Raw genomic sequence first — 24,959 nt, 5'->3', positions numbered from 1 at the left:
GCCGGCGCTCGAGGACGCCGGCTCAGCGCCTTGACCGGCCCACCTGCTCCACGTGACCTGTGTCGGGTAGCCGCCTTGTACCGAAGGACACGTGCACGTTTCCTTTCCGAGCCGATCGAGCGGCGATGGTTCCGCTGTGCTGGCGGTCAGGCGGTCGGGGCTTCGTCGGTGCCCGGCCGTGTTGACGGCGAACAGCCTGTAGGCGCCGGTGATCTACAGCAGACATGTGGGCGAGGGGTGGAGGCCGACGGCGGCGGGGCCGTCGCCTCCGGCCGCAGGCGACGGCGCGCAGTGCCACGAGCGGCACCGGCTCGGCCGGAGCCGGTTCAGGACCCGTCCTCCGCCCCCTTCACCGTCTTCGAGTAGGCGTCGTGCCAGGCTGCCTTCGCCCCGGAGTCGCCGATCCGGTAGACGTCCACCACCGCCCCCGCCGCAACGGCCAGCGAGAGCACGCCCACGACGATCCGTACGGGCAGCGCGGACCAGCGCGTGCCGCCACCCTGTCCAGGCTCCGCAGGGGCGCGCCGGCCGGTCCACCACACGACCGCGGCCAGAACGAACAACCCCAAGGCCCAGGGCAGCAGGCCGTCGCCCAGCTCGGCGTGCCGGCGTACCAGGGCGTCGTCGTCCACGTGTCGTTCCAGCCACTCGCCGGCGTGCGTGGTCAGCGGCACGCTGACCAGGGCGACGAGGGCGAGCAGTGGCAGCAGAGGACCCAGCCGCCGCCCGGCGCGCGGCCACAGCGCAGCCGCGACCAAGGCCAGGGCGGTCAGGGGTATCAGCACGACAACCACATGGACCAGCAGGACATGGCTGGGCAGACCGTTGATCAGACTCATTCACGCGCTCCTGAGAGGATAAGAGGCCCGTCAGCCTGGCACAGCAAGCTCTCAGTTGCCTCTCAATGGATCAAGATGACGCGTCATCGGGGGCGGCCACCGGCAGCGCCGTCTCCACGGGGACCGTGACGGCGGGTGCCGGCATCAGCCCGCCGGCCGTGCGGACCCGTTCCGCACTGCGCTCTTGCGGGCGCCCGGGCTCGACCGACGCATCCGGAGGCGAGACGACCGGCGGACCCCGGCGGGCATGTCTGGCGCAGTATGAGATCGCGCGTTCCGAGCGGATCCGAGCCTCAGAGGTGCTGCCCGTGCGGGACACTCCTCGGGTCGCTAGCGGTCAGCGGGAGTGATCCGGCGGCCGGTGAGTCTCGTGGGCCGGATCGACACCCACATGTCGCGCTCGCCGCCGGCCCAGGGGGTGGTGTGCGCGTGCTGGGCGAGCCCGCGTACCGCCTCCGGCTCCGTCACCCGGCTCGCCGTACCGACGGCGAGGACGCTCCAGCCCTGGCTCATCGCCTCGTCCACGTGGTCGACCTCGAAGGCGACCTCCGTCTCCACGGCCGCCGCGGCCACGGAGTCGGGTGCGGTACGGAAGACGATGGCATCGTCGACGACCTCGTAGTTCACCGGGACGACCGCCGGGTGGCCGTCGGCCGCCGTCACGGAGACACGCCCGACGCCGTGCGTGGAGAGCAGGGTGCGGCATTCCTCCGGGCCGAGGTCCCGCAGCCGGGGGTGGAGCAGCGCGTGACCCTGACCGGGTGGGAGGTCCATGCCCCCGCCACGCAGTGCCGCGACCGTGGTGCCCAGTGCGTCGGCCAGCCTGATGAGGGTCCCCAGAGTCGGATCGGCGGGCCGTTCCTCCAGATACGCCAGGTAGTCGGGTGACATCCGGGCGCGGCCGGCTGCTTCCACCCGGCTGAGCCCGCGCCTGCGGCGTTCGGCGGCGACGCGCCGGCCGATGTCCCCGGGATCGGCCGCTCCGGTCGCGGCGGACACGGCCTCTGCCGGTCCTCCGCGGCCGGGGCCGGGATGTTCGTGCTCCAGGTGGCGGATGTGGGCGTCGGGCCCGGGGAAGACGAGCGTCACCTCGTCCGTGTCCGACCAGCGCACGTCGTAGGGGGGTGTTCCGTCCTCGTGGTGAAGTCCGACGATCTCGCCGTCGCGCCTGGCGACGCCGGTGGCCGGGCTTTCGATGACGAGTTGGTCGCCGAGGTGAGCTCGCATGATCGCCGCCCTCTGCTCAGAATGGTGCTGTATCCAACCTGCCACGCGGGCCACACGGCCGCACGGGGCGGCAGTTCCCCGACCCACGAGGTGGACGTCCGTATCCGGGAGGCGCCATGCATCACCGAACGGTTGAGGAGCTCATGAGCCGGGGCGTCGTCCGGGCACGGCCCGACACGCCGTTCAAGGAGCTCGTCAGGCTGCTGGAGGAGAACGGCGTCACCGCACTGCCCGTGGTGGACGAGCTGGACCGTCCGGTGGGCGTCGTGTCCGAGGCCGACCTGCTGCGCAAGAGCGCGGACCAGGCCGATCCCACGGGCCGGGCTCCCATCCCGCATCTGGAGGCCTGGGAGCGCGCCAAGGCCGAGGGCTCCCGCGCGGAGGAACTGATGTCGGCTCCCGCCGTGTGCGCGCGCCCGGAGTGGACCGTGGTCGAGGCCGCCCGGCTGATGGAGACCCAGAACGTCAAACGACTGCCAGTGGTGGACGAGGCGGACCGGCTCCTCGGCATCGTCAGCCGTGGCGATCTGCTGCGGGTCTTCCTCCGTCGTGACGAGGCGATCCGTGAGGAGATCACCGGTGATCTGCTGCGGCGGACCTTGGGGCTGGACTCCCGGGACGTGACCGCGGAGGTGCGCGACGGGCGGGTGACCCTCTCCGGCACCGTCGGGCACAAGAGTCTCGTTCCCGTCGTCGAGCAGTTGTGCCGTGGCGTCGACGGTGTGGTGTCGGTCACCGCGAACCTGACCTACCGGCCGGACGACGCCAGGGACGCACCCACCGGCACCTGAGCGGGCGCAACCTCGTCCACGGCCTGGTCGCCGAGCGGGCGGCCCGCCGATCCGGGCACGCCGGTGCTGAGCAGCGAGCAGTGGCCTCCGGCAGCAGGTACATCGCCCCCGGCCGGCACGTGCCCTGTGCCCACTTCCCGTGCCTCCCTGCCGGGCCGCCCGGCGGTGGCCCAGGCGACCTTTTCCCCTCCCGGGCCGACGTCCTCGGCCTTTTCCGGGCCGGGCCGCGGTCCGCATGCGCCACGGCGAGGACCGGAGGATCCTCGGAAGGGGAGCCGGCTGCCCCGGCCCTCCGCGGGCGGGGTCCGGATCCCCGACTCGGCCGGGCTCGTGCACCGCCCCCTCCCACCGCGTACGAGACGGAGGCCGCCGCCATGCCACCAGCCGCCGCCACGATCCGCATGGCTCGCCCGGGCATCTGGCCGCCGCCATCGGCTGGTTCGCCGACCCGGGGGCCAGGGCACGGCACCTCACGAACGCTGCCCTGTCGCCGTCGTCGTTCCTCATGATCCGGTCAGACGTCCGCCCGTCCGGAGCCGACGCGTCCGCGGTCCGGTCGGGTGCCACCCAGCCGTTCTCCCGTGCCGACGTGTGCGAGACCCATACCGCGAGCCTCTTCTTCGTCGGCGACCGGGCCTACAAGTGCAAGAAGCCGGTCGATCTGGGTTTCCTGGACTACACCACCGTCGCTGCCCGCCGGACCGCGTGCGAGCGGGAGATCGCCCTCAACCGTCGGTTCGCCCCCGACGTCTACGTCGGCCTCGGCGAGTTCCGCGGCCCTGAGGCGGAGGCGTCCGAACCTGTCGTGGTGATGCGCCGCATGCCGCGGGAGCGCCGCCTCTCCCACCTCGTACGGGCCGGGATCACCGTGGACGACGTCCTCCGCACCGTCGCACGCGCCCTGGCCGCGTGGCACGCGACCGCGCCCCGCGGCCCGGACGTGGACGAGCAGGGCACACGGGACGCGCTGTCGGGACGGTGGGAGGCCGGCTTCGCGCAGCTCCACGCCCTGTCCGCGGAGGCGGCAGTGCCTGACTGCCTGACCGAGACCGAGCGGCTGGTGCGCCGCTATCTCGCCGGTCGTGAACCACTGTTCGACGCCCGCATCGCGCAGGGGCGAGTGGTGGACGGACACGGGGATCTGCTCGCCGAGGACGTCTTCTGCCTCGACGACGGCCCACGGATCCTGGACTGCCTGGAGTTCGACGACCATCTCCGCTACGTCGACGGCCTGGACGACGCCGCGTTCCTCGCCATGGATCTGGAGCACCTCGGCGCCCCCGAGACCGCGGCCTGCTTCCTCGCCCGGTACGGCGAGTACTCCGCGGACCCCGCGCCCCCGTCCCTGTGGCACCACTACGTCGCCTACCGTGCCTTCGTCCGTGCCAAAGTCTCGCTGATCCAGGCCACCCAGGGCGCACCCGGCGCGGAAGCGGCGGCACGACGGCTCGCCACCCTGGCGCTGCGCCACCTGCGCACCTCCGCCGTCTGCCTCACCGTGGTCGGCGGCCTCCCCGGAAGCGGGAAGTCCACCCTCTCCGGAGCGCTCGCCGACCGGCTGGGAGTCACCCTGCTCAGCAGCGATCGCATCCGCAAGGAACTGGCGGGCATCCCCGCGGAACAGCCCGCCGCGGCCGGCTACGGCGAAGGTCTGTACACGCCGGAGTGGACGGCGAGGACCTACGCCACCCTGCTGGACCGCGCGGCCGTCCTGCTCTCCTCGGGCGAGTCGGTCGTCCTCGATGCCACCTGGTCGGACGCCACGCGGCGTGAAGCGGCCGTACGCGTGGCCGAACGCACCAGCGCCGACCTGGTGGCCCTGCACTGCCATGTGCCGGAGGCCGTGTCCGCGGCCCGCCTGAGCACACGCACCGCAGGCCCCTCCGACGCCGGTCCCGACGTCGCCACCGCCATGGCGGCCAGGGAACCACCGTGGCCGCAGGCCGTCCCGGTCGACACCAGCGGTGCGCTCGAGGCCGCGGTCGCCCGGGCGCTGACGGCCGTACGTCCGTGGGGCACCGGTCAGGCACCGGTCTTCCGCCGCCCCTACATGGAGCCGGACTGAGCCGCGCCGGCCGTGTCGGCCGGCGGGACCGCGGGACGACCGCGGGAGAGGGAAGCGAGGAAGTGAGTCCGGTGCGAGCGCTCGTCTATCACGGCCCGTCACACACCTCCTGGGACACCGTGCCCGACCCCGTCATCGAGGAGGCGACCGACGCCGTCGTACGCGTCGACGCGACCACCGTGTGCGGCACCGACCTGCACATCCGGCGGGGGGACTTCGCCGAGGTGAAGCCGGGGACCGTGCTCGGCCACGAGGCCGTCGGGGAAGTAGTGGAGACGGGCGGGCAGGTGCACCACCTGCGTCCCGGCGATCAGGTGATCGTGTCGTCCGTGTCGGCCTGCGGAGACTGCCGGGAGTGCCGCGACGGCCGGTACGGACAGTGCCGTGGCGGCGGCGGATGGATCCTGGGCAATCTGATCGACGGCACCCAGGCCGAGTTCGTGCGCGTGCCGTTCGCCGATCACTCCACCACCCGGTGCACCTCCGACCTCCCGCTCGACGACGCCGTGCTGCTGGCGGAACTCCTGCCCACCGCCTACGAGGTCGGGGTGCGGAACGGTCACGTCGGTCCGGGGGACACCGTCGTCGTGGTGGGTGCCGGTCCCGTCGGCCTCGCCTCGGTCGTCGTCGCGCGGCTGTACTCGCCCCGCAGGATCATCGTCGTGGATCTGGCCGGCGCCCGGCTGGAGGCCGCTGCCCGGCTGGGGGCGGATGCCGGCGAGTCGCCGGGGGAGATGATCGCCGACCTGTCGGAGGGGCCGGGCGCGGACGTGGTCATCGAGGCGTCCGGGGATCCGGACGGTTTCGTGCTGTGCACGCGCGCCGTCCGCGCGGGAGGGCACATCGCCACCATCGGGACGCACGGCAGACCGGTGACGCTGCACCTGGAGTCCCTCTGGCGCAAGAACCTGACGATCAGCACGGGCCAGGTCGACACGTCCTCCACGCCGTGGCTGCTGGAGCTGATGAGGTTCGGCCGACTGCCCGTCTCCCCGTTGGTCACGCACACCCTCGATCTCGGCCGGATGGAGGACGCCTACGAGGTGTTCGCGCGCGGCACCGGTACAGGCGCCCTCAAAGTCGTGCTGCACCGCGAGTGAACGCCCAGGGGGACCGATGGTCCCCGCGCCCGGGCCCGGGCGGCCCTGTCGGCGCGGCACCTCAGCCGAGATGCTGCCATCGTGGGGTCGAGGGGACGGCAGGGCCCCGTGCCGTCCTTCGTGCTGAAGGAGGCCGGTCATGAGTGCCGACGCCGAGGTGAACGGCTCCCCGCCTCCCGTGCCCGAGGGGCTCGTCATGGGCAAGGACGGCATGGCCGTGCTGGTGGACGTCCTGATCCGGCGCGGGTTCACCGTTGTCGGCCCCACGGTGCGGGACGGAGCCATCGTGCTGGCGCGGCTGCTGTCGGCCGACGAACTGCCGTACGGATGGGGTGTGGAGCTGGAGGCCGGGCGGTACCGGCTGCGGGAGCGGACGGACGGCGCGGCCTTCGCGAACGCGGCGGGCCCCCAATCGTGGAAGTCCTTCCTGCATCCGGCACGCGTCCGGGAGTGGAGTGCCGACCGCGTCGAGGGGGAGGTGGTCTTCACCGCCGAACCGGCCGATCCGCCGCGGTACGCCTTCCTGGGGGTGCGTCCCTGCGATCTGCGGGCCATCGCCGTCCAGGACCGGGTGCTGACCGGCGGGACGTACCGCGATCCCGGCTACGAGGGGCGGCGCTTCGGGACCCTGCTGATCGTGGTCGAGTGCACGGAGCCCGGCGCCACGTGCTTCTGTGTCTCGATGGGCACCGGGCCCGCCGCCGGTCCCGGCTACGACCTCGTGCTGACCGAAGTGGTCGACGTCCACGGGCACCGCTTCTGGGTCCGCAGCGGCAGCGAGGAGGGAGCGGAGATCCTGGCCGAACTGCCCGCTCGTCCGGCCGACCCGGATACGCGGGAGACGGCTCGTGCGGGCGTCACGGCCGCCGCGGACCGCATGGGACGCACCATGCCCGAGGCCGACCTGCGGGAGCTGATGGCCGGCACGCTCGACGCGCCACGCTGGGACGACGTGGCGGGGCGGTGCCTGACCTGCGGCAACTGCACCATGGTGTGCCCCACCTGCTTCTGCACCACCACCGAGGACGTCACCGACCTCACCGGTGACCACGCGGAGCGGTGGCGGCTGTGGGACTCGTGTTTCGACCTGGACTTCTCCCACCTGCACGGCGGCCCGGTCCGCGCCTCCACGCGCAGCCGCTACCGGCAGTGGATGACCCACAAGCTCGGCACCTGGTACGACCAGTTCGGCTCCTCCGGCTGCGTGGGCTGCGGACGCTGCATCGTCTGGTGCCCGGTAGGCATCGACATCACCGAGGAAGCGGCCGCTCTGCACGACTGGACACGTTCCGGCGCACCGGCGCCGGAGACGGAGGGAGAATGACCGCCGTCGTGCCACCCGCGCCGTACCGCGTGGCCGGTGCCCGGGCCGAGACCGGGGACACCCGGTCGATCGAGCTGCTGCCCACCGGACGGGAGCTCCCGCCGTTCTCGCCGGGACAGTTCGCAATGATCTACGCGTTCGGGGTCGGCGCGGCACCCATCTCGGTCAGCGCCCTGCGCGGCCCCCACGGGGGTCTCGTGCACACCGTGCGCGCGGTGGGCGCCGTCTCGACCGCCCTGTACGGGCTGCGGCCCGGAGACGGCGTCGGGCTCAGCGGCCCGTACGGCACCGGCTGGGACCTCGAAGCGGCAGCCGGACACGACGTGCTGGTGGTCGCCGGCGGCATCGGACTGGCTCCCCTGCGGCCGGTCGTCCACGAGGTCCTGGACCGGCCGGCCGGGTACGGCCGGCCCGCGGTCCTAATAGGCACCCGCACCCCTGCCGACCTGGTCTACCGGGACGAGGTCGAGAGCTGGTGCGCTCGGGCCCGGGTGGAGGTGACCGTCGACCGCCCCGGCCCCGGCTGGCGAGGCTCGGTCGGCGTGGTCACCACGCTCCTCGACCGGCTCGACCTGCGTCCCGACCGGACCTGCGCGCTGGTGTGCGGACCCGAGGTGATGATGCGGCACACGGCACGTGACCTGGTGGCCCGGGGCCTGGCCCCGCACCGGATCCAGGTGTCCTTGGAGCGGAACATGCACTGCGCCACCGGCCACTGCGGCCACTGCCAGCTCGGCCCGCTCCTGCTGTGCCGCGACGGGCCGGTCGTCGGCTACGACCGCGTGGCGGACCTGCTCCTCGTGAGGGAGTTGTGACATGGTCACCGAACTCGGCCCGGTCATCCGCACACGGCCGGCGCTCGCCGTGTGGAAGTTCGCCTCCTGCGACGGCTGCCAGCTGACCCTCCTGGACTGCGAGGACGAACTCCTCGGACTCGCCGAGTGCGTACGGATCGACCACTTCCTGGAGATGACCCCGAGCGAGGGCGCCGACGCGCAGCGCGCGCGGCCGGCGGGCCGGGGACCGTACGACCTGTCCCTGGTCGAGGGTTCGATCACCACAGCGGAGGACGCCGAACGCATCCAGCACGTCCGCCGGATCTCCCGGTACCTGGTGACCATCGGAGCCTGCGCCACCGCGGGCGGCATCCAGGCGCTGCGCAACTTCGCCGACGTCGACGAGTTCGTCGCCGCGGTGTACGCCCGGCCCGAGTACATCGCCACCCTGGAGACCTCCACAGCGATCTCCGCACACGTGCCGGTCGACTTCGAACTGCGCGGCTGCCCCATCGACCGTCGCCAGCTCCTCGAGGTCATCACCGCCCACCTGGCCGGACGCAGGCCCCGGATCCCCAGCCACAGCGTCTGCTTCGAATGCAAGAGGCGTGGCACCCCATGCGTCACCGTGGCCCACGGCACCGCGTGCCTCGGCCCGGTCACGCACGCCGGGTGCGGTGCCATCTGCCCCGCCTACGGGCGGGGATGCTACGGCTGCTTCGGGCCGTCGAGCCGGCCCAACCTGCGCTCGATGGTGGCTCAGTTGCGCCGCGACGGGATGAGCGAGCGGGACATCCAGCGTGTCTTCCGCACCTTCAACGCCGCGTCGCCGGAGTATGCCCCCGTACCCGACCTCGCGGCCGAGGAGCAGCACGGCCCTCCGGCCTGACGGAACCGCTCGGAAAGGCTCGCATGAACCATCGCCGCAGCCGCGTCCTGCGACTGGAAGCGCTGGCCAGGGTGGAAGGCGAGGCCGCGCTCCACCTGCGCCTGGACGGGGACACGGTCGCCGAGACCCGGCTGCGCATCTACGAACCGCCGCGCTTCTTCGAGGCCTTCCTGTCCGGCCGGGGCCACAGCGAACCCCCTGACATCACCGCTCGCATCTGCGGCATCTGCCCGGTCGCCTACCAGATGAGCGCCTGCCGGGCGATCGAGGACGCCTGCGGTGTCACGGTGGACGGCCCCCTCGCCGACCTGCGCCGCCTGCTGTACTGCGGCGAATGGATCGAGAGCCACACCCTGCACGTCTACCTGCTGCACGCACCGGACTTCCTCGGACGTGCGGACGCCGTCGAACTCGCCCGCGAGGAGCGGGCCGTCGTGGAACGCGGACTGAGGCTCAAGCAGACCGGCAACGCGCTCCTCGAACAGCTCGGAGGCCGTCCCATCCACCCGGTCAACGTCCGGATCGGCGGCTTCTACCGGACACCGACGGCGGAGGAACTAAGGCCGCTGGCGGAACGGCTGCGGCAAGCCCGGGACGACGCGCTGGAGACGGTCCGCTGGGTGGCCGCGTTCGACTTCCCCGACGCCGCGTTCGATCACGACCTGTTCGCGCTGCGCGACCCCGGCCGGTACGCCATCGACACGGGCACACCGGCGGTCATGGCCCTCGCCGGCCCCGGCGTGGCGCTGCGCGAGGTGCCCCTGCCCGGCTTCGAAGTCCACGTACGGGAAGAGCAGGTGCCTCATTCCACGGCTCTGACGGCCACCCTGGACGGCCGCCGCTATCTGACCGGCCCGCTGGCCCGCTTCGCGATCAACGGCCGGTGGCTGCACCCTGTGGCCGCCGAGGCGGCGCGGGACGCCGGTCTCGGCGACCCGGAGACCGGCGCCCTCTGCGACAACCCCTTCCGAAGCATCGTCGTGCGTGCCGTCGAGGTCGTGCACGCCGTCGAGGAGGCGCTGCGGATCATCGACGCCTACGAACGGCCTCCCCGGCCCGCTGTCGACGTCCCGCCTCGTCCGGGTGCCGGCGCCGGGGCCACCGAGGCGCCGCGAGGACTCCTGTACCACCGGTACACCCTGACCGAGGACGGCACCATCACCGAGGCCCGCATCGTTCCGCCCACGGCTCAGAACCAGACCGCCATCGAGGAGGACGTGCGCAGGACCCTCCAGGCGCACATGGACAGCGCCGGGGACGCCGCCGACGACGAGGAGCTCACCCACCTGTGCGAACGGGTCATCCGCAATCACGACCCCTGCATCTCCTGCGCCGCGCACTTCCTCGACGTGACCGTGGAACGCACATGACGGGCCGGGTCGTGGTGATCGGCGTGGGCAACGCCCTGCGCGGTGACGACGGGGTCGGCCCGGCAGTCGTGGAGGCTCTGCGGAGCCGTGTTCCCGATGGCACGATCCTGACCGTCAGCGACGGCGAGCCCGCGCGCATGCTCGACCTGTGGCGCGGCGCCGACGCGGTGGTCGTGGTGGAAGCTCTCCGGGCGCACCCGGCCAGCCCGGGGGAGCTGCACACCCTCACGGCAGGGGAGGCGGCCGCCCGAAGCGGGGGTACGGCGAGCACCCACGCGCTCGGCCTGGGGGAGTGCCTCGCCTTGGCGGAAGCCCTCGACCGGCTGCCGCCGAGGCTGGTGGTGCACGCCATGGAAGTGGCGGACGTCCAACTCGGCGCACGGCTGAGCGAACCGGTGCGGTCGGCGCTGCCCGAGCTCGTCGACCGGGTCGCCGCCTCGGTCCGGCAGGCACACGGAAAGGAGCACGAACCCCATGGGGCCGAAGGTCCCCCGGCTTGAGCCGAAACGCCCTCGCGACCAGGGCCACGGGGTGCGACGGTGAAGTTCACCCCCCCCGTACCGCACGCAGCGGGCGGCCCCGTGAAAGGCGGTGGGGACCATGACACTTCCTCTGGTGGTGGGCGTGGACGGATCGGACTCGTGCCTGCTGGCGGTCGACTGGGCTGTGGACGAAGCCGCCCGTCACGGGGTTCCGCTCAAGCTGGTGTACGCCTCTTTGTGGGAGCGCTACGAGACGGGCCTGCCCTCGGTGGGTTCCGGACGGGCCTCCGGGCAGGTCCTGGCCGAGCACATCGTCGCCTCGGCAGCCGACCGCGCCGAACGACGCAACCCGGAGGTGAAGGTCGGCACGGACATCGTTCCGCAGGACGCGGTGGCCGCTCTCGTGCGTGCGAGTGACGACGCCTTCGCGCTGGTGACAGGTGCGCGTGGCCGTGGCGGGCTCAAGGGGCTGCTGCTCGGATCCGTCGGGCTGGCCGTCGCGGCTCGGGCACACTGCCCGGTGATCGTGGTCCGGGGCGACCGGGCGGGTCTCGCGGGTACACACGAGCGGATCCTGCTCGGTCTGGGCGACACCGGCACGAGCACGCGGGCCGTGCGGTTCGCCTTCCGGGAGGCCGAGGTACGGGGCTGCGTCCTCGACGTGGTGCGCGCCTGGCGCAGGCCCGGCTATGACGCGAGCGGCGACCGGATACAGGCCGCAGGACCGGACGACACCTACCAGGAGCACGCCTCCGCCACGGTCGACGCCCTGATCGGAGCCGCGATCGCCGAGCATCCGCACGTCCGGACGCGACCGGCGACGCTCGAAGGACCCGCCGGCAAGGTCCTCGTGGAGCGGTCGGCAGCCGCGGATCTCGTGATCGTCGGTGCGCGGCGCAGAACGGGCCACTTCGGGTTCCAGATCGGCTGCGTGAGTCACACGCTCCTGCACCACGCCCAGTGCCCCGTCGCAGTCGTGCCGGAACGGCAGTGACTGCTCCCGGCCCCACAGGCTCCGCATTCGGTGGTCCGACACGCCGCCACCTGCCGCCGGGCAGGAAAGGGACGCGGCAGGAAAGGGGCGCGGCAGGGAAGGGGCGCGAACACGCCGGTCCCGGTCACCGGTCGGCCTCGTCATCGCCTGAGGCGGTGGGATCGCGAAGGGGAACGGGTCGAGCCGAGCCGGGTGACGCTCACGGGCTGACGACACGGTCGCCCGTCATGCCGCCGGATGCGTATCGCTGGCGGTGCGGCCACGGGTCCCGCAGCGTGGAGAGCAGTGGTGGGCCGGCCCGTGGGCACACATGCCGAGGAAAGAGGTGGGACGCGTGGACAAGGATGCCTCCGAGCGCCGGGTCGTGGTCGGTGTGGACGGGTCACAGTCCTCGTACGAGGCCCTGCGCTGGGCCGTGCGTTACGCCGGCCTGGTCGACGGCGTCGTGGAGGCGGTCGCGGTATGGGAGCTTCCCGGCCTGTACGGCTGGTCGGGACCAGCCGTCGACATGGACGTCGACGAGGACGAGACGCGCCGGAAGATGAGCGAGGAGCTGACCGAGGTGCTCGGCGCGGACACGGCCGGCTCGGTGCGGACCCGTGTGGTGCACGGCAACGCGGCCGACGTGCTGTTGCGGGCCGCCGAAGGAGCCGAGGTCCTGGTCGTGGGCAGCCGGGGCAGGGGCGGGTTCGCGCGCGCCCTGCTGGGCTCCGTCAGCCGGCACGTGTCCCAGCACGCGAGCTGCCCGGTCGTGATCGTGCGCTCCGGGAAGGAGTGACGCGGTTCCCGGCCGAGGCCGTGAGCCGAGCCGGTGGCGAGGTGGCGAGGTCATGCCCCCGTTTCCACAGGAGGGCCCGGAGGCTCGTGCAGGACGCTGAAGGCGACCGGTCCGAGCAGGTCGGCAAGGCGCCGGAAGACGTCGAGGAAGAGGTCGTCGACCGTGAGCACGCCCACCACCCGGCCCCCGTCCAGCACCGCGAGCCGGCGGACGCCTGTGCGGCGGAACATCAGGTAGGCCCGCTGAAGGTCGTCGGCGGGTTCCACCGAGACGACCTGCGATGACATGACCTCATCCACGCGCGCCCTGCTCGACAGGCCGCCCCCCAGGCCGCGCACGGCGAGGTCCCGGTCGGTGACGATGCCACGCAGGGTCCCGCCATCGACCACGAGGACGGAGCCGACGCCGTGCTCGGCCATCCGCCGGGCCGCCTCGGCCAAGGTGACGTGGGGTGCCACGCACACCGGGGGAGCCGTCATCACCTCGGCGACCTTCATACGGCCACTCCTCGCTCCGCGGTGGACGCGGGTCAGAGGACGTCGAGCAGGTCGGTCACCGGCCGCCGGGGGCTCGCCGGGCCTTCGGGGCCGTAGCCGAGCCGGATCACCATCTGCACGTGTGCCATGGCCGAGACGGGGTCGCGGACGGCCCACCGGAGCTCGGGCCACTCCAAGGGCTGGGACGTGACCGAAGCGACGAGTCCGTCCGTGGTGGCCCGGAGCAGGACCCGCTCCAGTGCCTGACCGGCGCACAGCCAGTCCACCGGTCCGTCACGGGCCGTACCGAGCAGGGCGACGTTCGGGCTCTTCTCGAACGGAGCCCGGCCACGCCCCGGCATCGGCCGGCCCGCGGCGAAGTCACGCACCGGGGTCGAGGTACCGCGTTGCCGTGGACCGAACGCCTCGCCGGAGATGCCGTCGGCAGCCTTCGTGGTGTCCGACGGCCCCGTGCGCGTCCACCGCGTCGTCTCCCGGCGCACCTCCGGGTCGACCGCTTCTCTCGCTTCGGCGTCCCGCACCAGGTCCAGGATCGACCGCACGTGCCAGGCCCCAGGGAACAGTAGTTGCGCGCCCTCCGCACCGGCCGCCTCAGACAGCCTCTCCCTCACTGCGGAGGGGACGGCCTCGTCACGGAAGGGCAGTCGGCTGGAGTGCCGGCGCCGGATCGCCGGACCCAGCCGGGCGAGCGCCCCGTCGGGCGGTCCTCCGCCGCACAAGTGCACTTCGGCGAGGAGTTCCGGGTAGGCGGACTCGGGCAGCAACCGCACGAGCGGCGCCAGGCCGGCCGCCGCGGCGGACACGCGCAGGTTGAGCAGCGCGGCACCGCAGCCCATGTGCAGGCCGCGGTGGCCGGGGTCGGTGCGCGGCAGGGCGCGCGCCGGATCGGCGTACAGGCGCAGGACGCCGGTGTCCCGCAGATAACGGAACGCCCAGGGCTGTGCGTTGTGCAGCGAGGGCGCCGCGGCTGCGTCCGCCACGAGCGCGGTGACGGTTTCCACGTCGGGAGGTTGTGCGGTCACGATGTCGTCCCTTCGTGCCGGCGTGCCCTGGCCGAGCCGAGAAGCCCCAGCCTGTGGCGGCGTGGAGGGACACCGCCGTCGATTCCATGAAAGGCTCCGGTACGGCCGGCCCGCCAGGGGCCGTTGGTCCCCACGCCGGGCCGGCCGACCCCCCGCCGGCGATGGAGCAGGTCAGCGAACGCGTGTACCCGTGGACCTGACACGCCGCCCCGCTCCCGGCCGGGCTGCGATGCCGGCACGTACCGAGGCGGTCAGCCGCTCAAGTGACCCCGAACCGGTCCGGCGGAACCGGTTCGGGGCACGGATCCGGAGTGCCGGCGCGGGCGGACCGGCCCGGTCCTCGGTGAAACCTGCGTCGCTACCGCGTCCCGCCGTCACGGGCCAGGTCGAACTCCACGTCCACGACGCCCTCGACCGCCCGGACCAGACGCGCTGCCACGGGGACGAGGGCCGGGTCACGGATCCGGCCGGTGAGCGTCACCACACCGTCGGCCACCTCCACCCGCACGGCCGACGACGGTGGGGCGAAGAGATACGAGGTGATCTCGCGCCGGACCTCCTCGGCGATGTCATCGTCGCCGCGCAGGAAGGCCTTGAGGAGGTCGGCTCGGCTGACGATGCCCGTCAGCAAGCCGGCGTCGTCCACCACCGGCAGCCTCTTGATCCCCTCACGTGCCATGGTGCGGGCGGCTTCGGCGAGCGTGGCGTCGGCCCTGACCGTGACAGCGGGGGACGACATGAGGTCCCCTGCGGTCAGAGCGTGGGCCTTCGCCACGTCGACGGGCTGACGCAGCTGGAGGTAACCCGCGTCGGGATCGTCCCGGAGTTCCTCCTTGGGCAGCAGGTCGGCCTCGGAGACGACGCCGACCACCCGGCCCTCGCCCTCGATGACGGGCAGGGCACTGACCTGCCAGTCCTGCATCATCTCCACGATCTCCTTGAAGGGAGCCCGTCGGCCCACGGCGGCCACCGTCTGGGTCATGACGTCGTCGACCGTGATCGGGGTGCCGTACATGGTGACTCCGTAAGAACGTCGCTTGTACATCGAGCTCCTTCCAGGGTGTGTCGCGAGGGCGGTGGCCTGCCAGGGGCCGCCCGGCCCCGGAACGGCTCGTCCGGCCGTGACCCGGCAGAGGGTCGGTCGGCCCCGGATCGGGCCGTGTGGCCCCTGACGTGGGCGGCACGGCACCGACACGCTGATATCAGTCACTGCGCACCGGGAGGTGGAGACCATGTCCCGAACGGTCACCGTCGGCCTCGACGACTCACCCGAGAGCCGTGCCGCGGCCGAGTGGGCGGCGCGCGAAGCGCTGCTGCGCGGCCTGCCCCTGAAGATCGTGCACGTGCAGGAGCCGACGCCCCGCTACGTGGCCCGGACCCCGCTGCTGGATCCCGGCACCTACCGGCACTGGGCGGAACAGTTGGCACGCGAGTCCGCGGACGGCATCCGGCTCCGCCACCCCGGCATCGAAGTGACCACCGAGCAGCTCACGGGGACCGTGGCCGACGTCCTGTGCGAGGCGGCGGGTTCCGCCGAACTGCTGGTGCTGGGCTCGCGAGGCCTCGGTGGACTCGGCGGCTTCATGGTCGGCTCGGTGAGTCTGGGCGTCGTGGCCCGCGCCGAGCGCCCGGTCGTGCTGGTGCGAGCGGGCGAGCAGGCTGCCGACGAACATCGGATGGACCCGGCGGGAGTACCTTCCGCAGCGGCTCCCTTCCGTCCGGTCGTGCTCGGCCTGGACCTCGGTGAGCCGGACGACGCGCTGCTGGAGTTCGCCTTCGACGCAGCCGCTCGGCGGAAAGCCGCCCTGCGGGCCGTTCACGCCTGGCCGGAGCCGCCGACCTCCTTCCGAGGCTTCGCCACGGACGCGGAGTTCCACGATGTACTCGCCCGAGGGCAGGCCTCGCTCCTCGGCAAGGTGCTGCGTCCTTGGCGGGAGAAGTTCCCCGAGGTCGAGGTGATCGAGGCCAGCCGATGCGGCAGTGCCGCGCAGGTCCTCGTCAACGATTCCCGCGACGCCTGCCTCGTGGTCGTCGGCCGGCGCATCCGCACCGGCTCGCTCGGCGCCCACATCGGCCACGTCACCCACTGCGCCCTTCACCACATCACCGCCCCCGTCGTGGTCGTCGCGCACACGTGAGCAGCAGTCCTCCGAGGAGACACCCCATGAAGGCATCAGCCACACGGGCCTTCGGTGAGTTCGTGGACCATCCGATCGTCGTCGGAGTCGACGGCTCGGAGCCGAGCCTGAGAGCCGCGGAGTGGGCTGCCGACGACGCAGCCGTGCGCGGAGCGTCGCTCCGACTCGTGTACGCCTCGCTCTGGGAACGCTACGAGGGCGCATCCCTGGCCCACGACCTCGGCAAGCCCTCGGAGGAGGTGATGGCCGAGGACGTCATCGAGGCCGCCGAGCGGCGCGCCCGGCGTCGGCAACCAGGCCGGAAGGTCACCACCGACATTCTGCCGGAGGAAGCGGAACACGCCTTGATCAGGGAGAGCCGCAGCGCTCTCGCCGTCGTCCTCGGTTGCCGTGGCCGCGGTGCCGTGGCCGGGGCACTGCTCGGCTCCGTGAGCCTGGCGGTGGCCGCGCACGCGCACTGCCCGGTGATCGTGCTGCGCGGCAGCCATGACAACCGGGTCCGCAGGGGGGATGGTGGCCGAATCGTCCTGGGGGTGGGGGAGGAGCCGGGGGACTCGGTCGCCGTACGGTTCGCGGTGGAAGAGGCCGTGCTGCGCGGAGTCCCGCTGGAGGCCGTACGGTCCTGGCGCCGGCCGTTGCACGAGCCCCGCCCGCACCCGCTCGTCGTCGGCGAGCCGGCCCACGTCCAGGAGGCGCGGGCGGCGGAGCTGCTGGAGGAGGCGCTGGGAGCTGTTCCGGCCGACCTGGAGGTGCGACGCCGTACGATCGAGGGCTTCGCTCGTGACGCCTTGCTGGCCGCGTCCCGCGGGGCAGGCCTGCTCGTCGTCGGAGCGCGGCGCCGCCAGGGCCACTTCGGACTCCAGCTCGGCCGTGTCGCCCACGGCGTGCTGCACCACGCGGCCTGCCCAGTGGCCGTTGTACCGGAACCCGCCCAGCGGTAGGGGACAAACGGTCACGCCATCAGAGTGCGGACCGAGCCGCGCGTCGTGCCTGCTACCGCCTCGGGAACGCTGCGCGTCACGCCTGCTTCTGTGCCTAGGGAACGCTGCGCGTCACGCCCGCTTCGGGAACCGTGGGCCGGCATCGTGCCGCGCGGTGGGCGCGGTCGGCCAGGACAGGGCGCGGGTGATGTCGGCGAGGGTCAGGATGCCGACGAGGCGTCCCTCGTCGAGCACCACCGCGCGGCGCGCCGGGCTCGCTTCCAACCGCGGCAGCAGGTCGAGCACCGGCTCGTCGGGCGCGGCGGTGACGATGTCGCCGAGAGGGCGCATCACGTCATGGACCGTCGTACGCGCACGGGCCTGCGCCGGCGTCGCCTGGACGCGTCGCACGGTGAGCAGACCGACCACCGAGCCGTCGGCCGCGAGCACCGGAAACGCCGAGTGCCGGTAGTGACCGAAGGGGCCCTCGGCCAGGAAGCCGGCGAGGGTCGCCGTCTCCGGAACCGTGACCGGGTCCGGAGTCATGACGCGGCTGACCGGGACACCGCCCAGCACGCCCCGCGTCTCGGCCTGGCGGACCTCGGCGGTCGCCGCGCTGATCAGGAACCAGCCGATCAGAGCGGGCCACAGGCCCGACAGGTTGTGCCCGAACAGCACCGCCGCGAAGCCCGTCACCACCATGAACCAGCCCAGCGCCCGGCCGGCCGCCGACGCCCCTCGGGTGGCCCGCAGCCGGTCGCCTGTGCGGTGCCACAGGAACGCCCGCAGCAGACGCCCCCCGTCCAGCGGGGCCGCGGGCAGCGCGTTGAAGACGGCCAGAAGGATGTTGATCGCGGACAGCCAGGCGACTGCCTCGACCACCAGCCCCGACGCGCGCAGCGTGTGCAGCGCCGCGGCGACGCCGGCGAGAACACCACCGGCCAGCAGACTGGTGAGCGGCCCCACGGCGGCGATGCGCAGTTCCGCGGCCGGGGTCGTGGCCTCGCTGTGCAGCCGTGCGGCGCCGCCCAGCATCCACAGCGTGATGCCGTCCACCTGCACGCCGTTGCGGCGGGCCACCACGGCGTGCGCCAGCTCGTGCGCGAGCAGCGAGACGAGGAAGACGACCGCGGTCAGCGCGGCCAGTCCCCAGTACTGAACGGCGGGATGGCCGGGATGGGCGGTGGGGAACTCACCGCGCGCGAGAGCGACCGTCACCAGCACGACGATGACCAGAACGCTCCAGTGCAGGCCGACCCGCACGCCGGCGATCCGGCCGAGAGACAGCGACTCGTTCATGAACCTCGCCTCCAGCTCGCCCACGGAGAGCCGTCGTGCTCGCTCGACGGGTGCGAGAGACCTCCACCTCGGCCGGTACGGTTCATCACGTCTTCGGACCCCACCGGGGTCCCACGAGACCCCACTCCTGGTCCCAGTGGGCCATGCGGCGCCGGTCGAGCTGTGCTCGTGCGACGGCGCCCGCACCGAAGACCGGAACCGCGACGGCGAGGACCGCGGCGGCCCCGAAGAGGGCGGCCTCGACATCACTTCGGACCCGGCCCGGCGGCTGCGAAAGGACGAGGCGGCCCCGGTCGTCCAGCCAGACCGTCAGCCGGGCCCCTGCCTTCAGGCCCCCGTCCACCGGCGTGTGCCCGGTGCGTGAGGTGCCGTCCGGAGCCGCCCAGCGCACTGATCCCTGGACACGGCCGTCCGGCGACCCGTCCACCGTGAGGTCGCGCGGCGCGTCGGACACGAGGACCGCTCGAACGGCGTGTCTGTGAGCGCGCTGCTCCGCGTACTCGTCCTCGGCGGCTCGGGCCGTCACCAGTCCGGCCAGGGCACCGCCGGCCACGGCGAGCACCCATACCACCAGGACGATCCACGCCTCGAAGACGTCCTCCCGCCGCCGCAGCGGATTGCTCCGCCACCGCCACAGCCGCTGCGTGGTGCTCATGACGGAACGCCTCCTCGTCCTGGTCACTACTACGAACAGTGGCTCTGTCCGGCCTGCGTCCACAGGGGCCGAGGGGCCCCCTCCGACGGGCCGCCCGGGGTCCGGTTTCCGGGCTGGGGGAGGCCATACGTCCCCCTGGAGCTCCTGCCGGGGCCGGCCGGCACCGCTTGGCCGCCGACCAGAGCCGGTCGGCCCAAGCGCGGACTCCCGGCCACCGCGCAGCCTGAAGACGCGGGGCGCTTCACGGCACCGTGCCGGAGCCCGGTCCGCGTCCTCGTCGTACGCGCCGGATCGCTGGTTCCGCGACAGAGCGAAACCGCTGGTTCCACGACAGAGCGAAACAGGGTGAACAGAGCGATGAAAGGCTTCGTCTTCCACGGCTCCGGACGGGCGTCCTGGCAGGACGTGCCGGATCCCGCCGTCAAGGAACCGACCGACGCGATCGTGAAGGTCGACGCGGTGACCATCTGCGGGACCGACCTGCACATCCTGAAGGGCGACGTGCCCGAGGTCCGGCCCGGAACGGTGCTGGGGCACGAGGCGGTCGGCGAGATCGCCGAGGTGGGCGGCGACGTGCGCACCGTGCGCCCCGGGGACCGCGTGCTGGTCTCCTGCATCACCTCCTGCGGGCGGTGCCGGTTCTGCCGGGAGAGCGCCTACGGCCAGTGCCGGGGCGGCGGAGGCTGGATCCTCGGCCACCTCGTCGACGGCACCCAGGCCGAGTACGTCCGCGTCCCTCATGCCGACCTCTGCGTCCATCCGCTGCCCGCCGCCGTGCGCGACGAGGACGCCGTCCTGCTCGCGGACGTCTTCCCGACCGCCTATGAGGTCGGTGTCCTCAACGGGCACGTGCGTCCCGGCGACACCGTGGCCGTCGTGGGCGCGGGGCCCATCGGACTCGCGGCCATCGCCACGGCCCGGATGTTCTCCCCGGAGCGGATCATCGCCGTCGACCTGACCCCGGCCAGGCTGGAGGCGGCCCACCGGCTGGGCGCCGACGCGATCGCCGACGTCCACGAGGCTCCCGGTCAGCTGGTCGCCGACCTGACGGACGGCCTCGGCGCGGACGTCGTGATCGAGGCGGTCGGCGTACCGGAGAGCTTCGAGATGTGCACCCGCATGGTCCGCCCAGGCGGGCACGTCGCGAACGTCGGGGTGCACGGCAGGCCGGCCACGCTGCATCTCGAAGACCTGTGGATCAGGAACGTGACGATCACGACCGGCCTGGTGGACACCTACTCCATCCCCACCCTGCTGCGGATGGCCGCCGCCGGCCGGCTGCCCACACGGCAACTGGTCACCCACACCTTCCCGCTGCACCGCATGGAAGAGGCGTACGACGTCTTCTCGAAGGCCGGCGAGACCGGTGCGCTGAAGGTGGTGCTCGGCGTGGCTCAGCACGCGGAAGTGGCCGTTCCCGCGACCTGACCGACAAGGACCGAGTCCGCGTGCGACGGCGCGGGCGCTGGGTGCCCCGGACCGCCGCCGGACCGTCGGAGAGCGACACCCTGACGCGACGGCAGACGGCTGCCCCCGGGGCAACACCCCGTCCTGGCGTGTCGCGTCGGCCGGCACGGCAGGGGTCCTGGCGACCACCGAGCCCAGATGACCGGTGGCGCTGCCGACATATCACTCGGTTCGGGCGCGCCACCCGGAACTCCGCCGCCCCGAATCGACCGCCGGCGAGGGGCGGACATCGCCGGGCTTGCACGGAGCCGGGCGGCCGGCGGTGGCCACGCGGACGGGGCCCGGCCAGGCTCCAGCCCGCTTCGGACGGTACGAGCACTCGATACGCGTACCGCCCGCACCGTCTGACGGCACACCGCGCGTCAGCCGGTCGCCTTCGCCGCGCCGCCCGTCTCCGTGAGCAGGACACCGGTGACCAGCTCGGGGTGGATGCGCACCGCCCGCCCGCTGCCCTCCACCGGAGACCAGTGCCGCAGCAACCCGTGAATGCGGGTCGCTTCGCTGGAGTCGTCCACCAGGCGGGCGTAGCCCGTGACGACGACGCTCCAGCCGAGGTGGGTGTCAGGGTCGAGGACGTCGGCCTCGTACGCCACGACGACGCCCGTGCCACCGGACTGCTGGGCCTGCGAGACCAGAGCGGCACCCTCCTGGGTGAGGATGACGATGTCGCCGTCGTCCAGGACGTGGTGGACCGGGCGGACGGCGGGCAGTGCCTGCTGAGTGAAGACGATCCTTCCCAGCGACACGCTGCCCAGCAACCGCAGCGCCTCCGCTGGGTCGAGGTCGACGCGCCGGTGCGCCGGCTCATGGTCGTCGGTCATGGCAGAGCTTCTTCTCGGGTACGGGTCTTCTTCTCACCTGCTGTCACTGGAGCCCGTGCTCCCCAGCGCGGCCCGGCCGGCCTCAAGACGTGCCACCGGGACCCGGAACGGCGAGCAGGACACGTAGTCCAGCCCGACGTCGTGGAAAAAGCGGATCGACTCCGGATCACCCCCGTGCTCTCCGCACACGCCGGTCTCCAGGTCCGGGCGGGCCGCACGACCCTCTTCCACCGCGATCCGGACCAGCCTGCCCACCCCGTCACGGTCGAGCGTCTCGAACGGTGAGGCGGCGAAGACGCCCTTGTCCAGGTAGGCCGCGAAGAACGCGGCCTCCACGTCGTCGCGCGAGAAGCCCCAGGTGGTCTGGGTGAGATCGTTGGTGCCGAAGGAGAAGAACTCCGCCTCCTCGGCGATCCGTCCCGCCGTGAGCGCGGCCCGGGGCAGCTCGATCATCGTACCGACGGGGCAGGGGAGGGGTACGCCGGTCTCCTCGCCGACCTCGGCCAGGACACGCGCCACCTCCTCGCGGGCGAGCCGCAGTTCCTCGACGGCACCGACGAGCGGCACCATGATCTGCGCCCGTGGGGAGCCACCCGCCCGGGTGCGCTCGACCACCGCTTCGGCGATCGCCCGGACCTGCATCGCGGCCAGGCCCGGAACCACCAGGCCGAGCCGCACGCCGCGGAGCCCGAGCATAGGGTTCTCCTCGTGCATCCGGCTCACCGCGTCGAGCAACTCCACGTCGTGTGCGTCCGGTTGCCCGCCCGCGGCCTCGGCGGCGGCGATGCGGACGGCCAGGTCGGTGCGGTCGGGAAGGAACTCGTGCAGTGGCGGGTCGAGCAGCCGGATGGTGACCGGGAGGCCGTCCATCGCCTCCAGGATGCCCGTGAAGTCGCGCCGCTGGAGCGGTAGCAGGGCCGCCAGCGCGCGGTCGCGATCGGCATCCGTACGGGCGAGGATCATCTCCTCGACCAGCTTGCGCCGCTCGCCGAGGAACATGTGCTCGGTGCGGCACAGCCCGATCCCCTGCGCCCCGAACCTCCGGGCCCGGGCCGCGCCTTCGGGGGTGTCGGCGTTGGCCCGCACCTCCAACCGCCGGACGGAGTCGGCGTGTTCCAGCGCCCGGGCAACCGCGGACACCACGCTGTCGGCCTGCTCACCGCTCTCCAGGTAACGCATGGTCGCCGAGGCGACCAACGGGACTGCTCCGAGGAACACGTCACCGGTGGAACCGTCGACGGAGATGACGGTGCCCTCCTCGACGACGCCGCCGTCCCGGGCGGTGAAGCGACGCGCCTCCGCGCTGACGGCGATGTCCCGCGCCCCGCACACGCAGACCTTCCCCATGCCGCGGGCGACGACGGCCGCGTGGCTGGTCTTGCCGCCCCGGCCGGTCAGCACCGCCTGCGCGGCCACCATCCCGGGCAGGTCGTCGGGCGTCGTCTCCTCGCGGACGAGCACCACCTCCTCACCGGTCGCGGCGCGCCGCACCGCTTCCGCGGAGTCGAACACCGCCGCGCCCACCGCGGCGCCCGGCGAGGCCGGCACACCGTGGGCCAGCGCCTCCCCGGTGGCGGAGGCGTCGAAGCGGGGGAACATCAGCCGGGCCAGCCCGTCACCGCTCACCCGGGCCAGGCCCTCGTCCGAACCGACGAGACCTTCCCGCACCAGCTCGCAGGCGATGGTGAAAGCGGCTTCCGCGGTGCGCTTGCCCACCCGGGTCTGCAGCATCCAGAGCGTCCCCCGCTCGATGGTGAACTCGACGTCGCACAGGTCGCGGTAATGCCGCTCCAGCGTCCGCGCGTGTGCGCGCAGCTGCCGGTAGGAGCGCGGGTCCAGCCGCTCCAGTCCGGCCAGCGGTACGGCGTCCCGCACGCCCGACACCACGTCCTCGCCCTGGGCGTTCGGCAGGTAGTCGCCGTACAGGCCGGGCCGTCCGGTGGCCGGGTCGCGGGTGAAGGCGACACCGCTGCCCGAGTCCGTGCCGAGGTTGCCGAACACCATGCGCTGTACGGTGACGGCGGTACCCAGCTCGTCCGGGATGTGCTCACGCCGCCGGTACAGACGGGCGCGCTCGGCGTTCCACGACCGGAAGACGGCGAGGATCGCCTCCCGCAACTGCTGGGCGGGGGACTGCGGGAAGTCCCGATGGGTCCGGTCGTGGATCAGCCGCTTGTACGCCTCCACCAGCCAGGCCAGGTCGGAGGCGTCCAGGCAGAGGTCGTCAGAGGTGCCGCGAGCCTCTTTCAACCGGGTCATGACTTCGTCGAAGAGGGCCTGGTCGACACCCATCACCGTCGTGCCGTACATCTGCACGAGCCGGCGGTACGAGTCCCAGGCGAAGCGCTCGTCGCCGGACACCTTGGCGAGTCCGCGCACGGACGCGTCGTTCAGGCCGACGTCCAGGACGGTCTCCATCATGCCGGGCATCGAGAACCGGGCCCCCGAGCGGACGGAGACCAGCAGTGGGTCGTCCGGCTGCCCGAGCAGCCGCCCGGCGGCCCGCTCCAGCGTCGACAGGTGCCTGGACACGTCCGCACAGAGCCCCTCCGGCTCCTCACCGCCGGCCAGGAAGGCGCGACACGCCTCGGTGGTGACGATGAATCCCGGCGGTACCGGCAGGCCCAGCCGGGACATCTCGGCCAGGTTCGCGCCCTTGCCGCCGAGCAGGCCGGCCAGGTCACGGCCGCCGTCCTCGAAGTCGTACACGTAGCGGACCATGACGCCACTCCTCGGCTGTTGGTCTCCGTACCCCCAGCGTGGGGCGACGCCACGCGCAGGGGCAGGTGCACTCGGTCCCCACGGGTGGGCCGACCGGCCCTGTGCGTGCCTGTGGGTACGAACGGTCCTGCCCCCGAAGGGACCCACCCGCCACGGAGGCGGGCGTGCTGCCGTTTCCCGCAGGCCGCGACTACCGTGGGAGGTGACCGCGACCGTCCGGACGTGCGTACGTGGGCACATGGAGGAGCGTCGTGGCGAACTCGGAAGAGCCCCGTGTACGGCTGCCGGAGCTGAAGCTCGACGAGCTGCTGGAGGAGCTGCAGTCCCGGATCGACACGGCCCGTGGCACCCGGGACCGGGTGCACAGCCTGCTGGAGGCCGTCCTCTCCGTCGGCCGGGAACTGGACCTCGAGCAGGCGCTGCACTCGATCGTTGAGACCGCCGCCGCACTGGTCGACGCGGAATACGCCGCCCTCGGGGTCATCGGTCCCGACGGCACCACCCTGTCGGCCTTCCACACCATCGGCGTCACCGAGGCGCAGATCGCTGCGATCGGCCCCTTCCCACAGGGCCACGGCATCCTCGGTGAAGTGATCCGCAACCCCGAGCCGCTGCGGCTGGACAAGATCTCCGAGCACCCGGCCTCGTACGGTTTCCCGGCCCACCACCCGCCGATGAACAGCTTCCTGGGCGTTCCCATCCGGGTCCGCGACCAGGTCTTCGGCAACCTGTACCTGACCGAGAAGCGCGGCGGTACGCAGTTCGACGAGGAGGACGAGGCGGT

23 protein-coding genes are annotated in these 24,959 nt (G+C 72.7%); 14 read left to right on the top strand and 9 right to left on the bottom strand.

What is annotated here, in order from left to right:
• Positions 1-326: 326 nt before the first annotated feature.
• A complete protein-coding gene (locus tag LG395_RS38425) occupies positions 327-839 on the bottom strand; it encodes a DUF2231 domain-containing protein (RefSeq protein WP_171150086.1) in 513 nt (170 codons plus the stop codon).
• 330 nt (positions 840-1,169) lie between these two features.
• A complete protein-coding gene (locus LG395_RS38420) occupies positions 1,170-2,066 on the bottom strand; it encodes a pyridoxamine 5'-phosphate oxidase family protein (RefSeq protein ID WP_225813842.1) in 897 nt (298 codons plus the stop codon).
• Positions 2,067-2,182: 116 nt separating this feature from the next.
• Here LG395_RS38420 and LG395_RS38415 point away from each other — a divergent pair, with 116 nt between their 5' ends.
• The 10 genes from LG395_RS38415 to LG395_RS38370 all read left to right on the top strand — a co-directional run bounded on the left by LG395_RS38415 (position 2,183) and on the right by LG395_RS38370 (position 12,635).
• Positions 2,183-2,857: a CBS domain-containing protein gene (locus tag LG395_RS38415; RefSeq protein WP_225813841.1), complete on the top strand. Its 675-nt coding sequence runs from the start codon at positions 2,183-2,185 to the stop codon at positions 2,855-2,857.
• Positions 2,858-3,446: 589 nt separating this feature from the next.
• Complete coding sequence (locus LG395_RS38410) at positions 3,447-4,922, top strand: bifunctional aminoglycoside phosphotransferase/ATP-binding protein (RefSeq protein ID WP_225813839.1); 1,476 nt, start codon at positions 3,447-3,449, stop codon at positions 4,920-4,922.
• Between the two features lie 71 nt (positions 4,923-4,993).
• On the top strand, positions 4,994-6,022 hold the full coding sequence (locus tag LG395_RS38405; RefSeq protein WP_171159459.1) for an alcohol dehydrogenase catalytic domain-containing protein: 1,029 nt from the start codon (positions 4,994-4,996) through the stop codon (positions 6,020-6,022).
• Positions 6,023-6,161: 139 nt separating this feature from the next.
• Positions 6,162-7,346 carry a 4Fe-4S dicluster domain-containing protein gene (locus LG395_RS38400; RefSeq protein ID WP_225813837.1) on the top strand — a complete coding sequence of 395 codons (1,185 nt, stop codon included), beginning with the start codon at positions 6,162-6,164 and terminating at the stop codon, positions 7,344-7,346.
• The gene (locus LG395_RS38395) at positions 7,343-8,161 is read left to right on the top strand and encodes an FAD/NAD(P)-binding protein (protein WP_225813834.1); all 819 of its coding nucleotides are present in this window, start codon (positions 7,343-7,345) and stop codon (positions 8,159-8,161) included. The genes LG395_RS38400 and LG395_RS38395 overlap by 4 nt, the downstream gene beginning before the upstream one ends.
• A gap of 1 nt (position 8,162) precedes the next feature.
• Positions 8,163-9,011, top strand: coding sequence for an NADH-quinone oxidoreductase subunit B family protein (locus LG395_RS38390; protein ID WP_225813832.1), 849 nt, complete (start codon positions 8,163-8,165; stop codon positions 9,009-9,011).
• Between the two features lie 23 nt (positions 9,012-9,034).
• Positions 9,035-10,381, top strand: coding sequence for a Ni/Fe hydrogenase subunit alpha (locus LG395_RS38385; RefSeq protein WP_171150078.1), 1,347 nt, complete (start codon positions 9,035-9,037; stop codon positions 10,379-10,381).
• Complete coding sequence (locus LG395_RS38380; RefSeq protein WP_225813830.1) at positions 10,378-10,881, top strand: hydrogenase maturation protease; 504 nt, start codon at positions 10,378-10,380, stop codon at positions 10,879-10,881. The genes LG395_RS38385 and LG395_RS38380 overlap by 4 nt, the downstream gene beginning before the upstream one ends.
• 100 nt (positions 10,882-10,981) lie before the next feature.
• A complete protein-coding gene (locus tag LG395_RS38375) occupies positions 10,982-11,857 on the top strand; it encodes a universal stress protein (RefSeq protein WP_171150076.1) in 876 nt (291 codons plus the stop codon).
• A 334-nt stretch (positions 11,858-12,191) separates the two neighbouring features.
• A complete protein-coding gene (locus LG395_RS38370) occupies positions 12,192-12,635 on the top strand; it encodes a universal stress protein (protein WP_225813827.1) in 444 nt (147 codons plus the stop codon).
• Between the two features lie 50 nt (positions 12,636-12,685).
• Here LG395_RS38370 and LG395_RS38365 read toward each other — a convergent pair whose 3' ends face one another.
• The 3 genes from LG395_RS38365 to LG395_RS38355 form a co-directional block, all read right to left on the bottom strand.
• Complete coding sequence (locus LG395_RS38365) at positions 12,686-13,132, bottom strand: CBS domain-containing protein (protein ID WP_225813825.1); 447 nt, start codon at positions 13,130-13,132, stop codon at positions 12,686-12,688.
• Between the two features lie 32 nt (positions 13,133-13,164).
• On the bottom strand, positions 13,165-14,154 hold the full coding sequence (locus tag LG395_RS38360; protein ID WP_225813823.1) for an Acg family FMN-binding oxidoreductase: 990 nt from the start codon (positions 14,152-14,154) through the stop codon (positions 13,165-13,167).
• Positions 14,155-14,512: 358 nt separating this feature from the next.
• Complete coding sequence (locus LG395_RS38355) at positions 14,513-15,169, bottom strand: CBS domain-containing protein (RefSeq protein ID WP_225813905.1); 657 nt, start codon at positions 15,167-15,169, stop codon at positions 14,513-14,515.
• A gap of 217 nt (positions 15,170-15,386) precedes the next feature.
• Between LG395_RS38355 and LG395_RS38350 the strand changes: the two genes are divergently transcribed.
• Together LG395_RS38350 and LG395_RS38345 are read left to right on the top strand one after the other, a co-directional pair.
• Entirely contained in the window at positions 15,387-16,292 is a 906-nt protein-coding gene (locus tag LG395_RS38350; RefSeq protein ID WP_225813821.1) for a universal stress protein, read from the top strand.
• Between the two features lie 26 nt (positions 16,293-16,318).
• Complete coding sequence (locus LG395_RS38345) at positions 16,319-17,233, top strand: universal stress protein (protein ID WP_171150071.1); 915 nt, start codon at positions 16,319-16,321, stop codon at positions 17,231-17,233.
• Between the two features lie 111 nt (positions 17,234-17,344).
• On the opposite strand, the gene LG395_RS38340 is transcribed toward LG395_RS38345, so the two are convergent.
• Positions 17,345-18,511: a site-2 protease family protein gene (locus LG395_RS38340; protein WP_171150070.1), complete on the bottom strand. Its 1,167-nt coding sequence runs from the start codon at positions 18,509-18,511 to the stop codon at positions 17,345-17,347.
• A gap of 85 nt (positions 18,512-18,596) precedes the next feature.
• Positions 18,597-19,166, bottom strand: a complete 570-nt coding sequence (locus LG395_RS38335) for an Rv1733c family protein (RefSeq protein ID WP_225813820.1) — start codon at positions 19,164-19,166, stop codon at positions 18,597-18,599.
• Between the two features lie 357 nt (positions 19,167-19,523).
• Here LG395_RS38335 and LG395_RS38330 point away from each other — a divergent pair, with 357 nt between their 5' ends.
• Positions 19,524-20,594, top strand: coding sequence for a zinc-dependent alcohol dehydrogenase family protein (locus LG395_RS38330; RefSeq protein WP_225813818.1), 1,071 nt, complete (start codon positions 19,524-19,526; stop codon positions 20,592-20,594).
• Positions 20,595-20,995: 401 nt separating this feature from the next.
• On the opposite strand, the gene LG395_RS38325 is transcribed toward LG395_RS38330, so the two are convergent.
• Both LG395_RS38325 and ppdK read right to left on the bottom strand, forming a co-directional pair.
• Positions 20,996-21,454: a pyridoxamine 5'-phosphate oxidase family protein gene (locus LG395_RS38325; RefSeq protein ID WP_225813816.1), complete on the bottom strand. Its 459-nt coding sequence runs from the start codon at positions 21,452-21,454 to the stop codon at positions 20,996-20,998.
• A 33-nt stretch (positions 21,455-21,487) separates the two neighbouring features.
• Positions 21,488-24,175: a pyruvate, phosphate dikinase gene (gene ppdK, locus LG395_RS38320; protein WP_225813814.1), complete on the bottom strand. Its 2,688-nt coding sequence runs from the start codon at positions 24,173-24,175 to the stop codon at positions 21,488-21,490.
• 251 nt (positions 24,176-24,426) lie between these two features.
• On the opposite strand from ppdK, the gene LG395_RS38315 reads away from it, so the two are divergent.
• Positions 24,427-24,959: GAF domain-containing protein (locus LG395_RS38315; protein WP_225813812.1), on the top strand; the 533-nt coding region annotated here is incomplete at its 3' end.

Origin of the sequence: Streptomyces spinosus, from assembly GCF_020400655.1 — a bacterium.
Taxonomy (GTDB): domain Bacteria; phylum Actinomycetota; class Actinomycetes; order Streptomycetales; family Streptomycetaceae; genus Streptomyces; species Streptomyces argyrophylli.
The sequence above is the reverse complement of the archived record's forward strand: the minus strand, read 5'-3'. Positions and strand labels throughout refer to the sequence as shown.

Coding starts and splice junctions, on each gene's coding strand:
- LG395_RS38420 (WP_225813842.1), bottom strand. CDS start 2,066: ATGCGAGCTCACCTCGGCGACCAACTCGTCATCGAAAGCCCGGCCACC.
- LG395_RS38380 (WP_225813830.1), top strand. CDS start 10,378: ATGACGGGCCGGGTCGTGGTGATCGGCGTGGGCAACGCCCTGCGCGGT.
- LG395_RS38325 (WP_225813816.1), bottom strand. CDS start 21,454: ATGACCGACGACCATGAGCCGGCGCACCGGCGCGTCGACCTCGACCCA.
- LG395_RS38330 (WP_225813818.1), top strand. CDS start 19,524: ATGAAAGGCTTCGTCTTCCACGGCTCCGGACGGGCGTCCTGGCAGGAC.
- LG395_RS38365 (WP_225813825.1), bottom strand. CDS start 13,132: ATGAAGGTCGCCGAGGTGATGACGGCTCCCCCGGTGTGCGTGGCACCC.
- LG395_RS38400 (WP_225813837.1), top strand. CDS start 6,162: ATGAGTGCCGACGCCGAGGTGAACGGCTCCCCGCCTCCCGTGCCCGAG.
- LG395_RS38375 (WP_171150076.1), top strand. CDS start 10,982: ATGACACTTCCTCTGGTGGTGGGCGTGGACGGATCGGACTCGTGCCTG.
- LG395_RS38340 (WP_171150070.1), bottom strand. CDS start 18,511: ATGAACGAGTCGCTGTCTCTCGGCCGGATCGCCGGCGTGCGGGTCGGC.
- LG395_RS38385 (WP_171150078.1), top strand. CDS start 9,035: ATGAACCATCGCCGCAGCCGCGTCCTGCGACTGGAAGCGCTGGCCAGG.
- LG395_RS38425 (WP_171150086.1), bottom strand. CDS start 839: ATGAGTCTGATCAACGGTCTGCCCAGCCATGTCCTGCTGGTCCATGTG.
- LG395_RS38390 (WP_225813832.1), top strand. CDS start 8,163: ATGGTCACCGAACTCGGCCCGGTCATCCGCACACGGCCGGCGCTCGCC.
- LG395_RS38415 (WP_225813841.1), top strand. CDS start 2,183: ATGCATCACCGAACGGTTGAGGAGCTCATGAGCCGGGGCGTCGTCCGG.
- LG395_RS38345 (WP_171150071.1), top strand. CDS start 16,319: ATGAAGGCATCAGCCACACGGGCCTTCGGTGAGTTCGTGGACCATCCG.
- LG395_RS38395 (WP_225813834.1), top strand. CDS start 7,343: ATGACCGCCGTCGTGCCACCCGCGCCGTACCGCGTGGCCGGTGCCCGG.
- LG395_RS38355 (WP_225813905.1), bottom strand. CDS start 15,169: ATGTACGGCACCCCGATCACGGTCGACGACGTCATGACCCAGACGGTG.
- LG395_RS38350 (WP_225813821.1), top strand. CDS start 15,387: ATGTCCCGAACGGTCACCGTCGGCCTCGACGACTCACCCGAGAGCCGT.
- ppdK (WP_225813814.1), bottom strand. CDS start 24,175: ATGGTCCGCTACGTGTACGACTTCGAGGACGGCGGCCGTGACCTGGCC.
- LG395_RS38335 (WP_225813820.1), bottom strand. CDS start 19,166: ATGAGCACCACGCAGCGGCTGTGGCGGTGGCGGAGCAATCCGCTGCGG.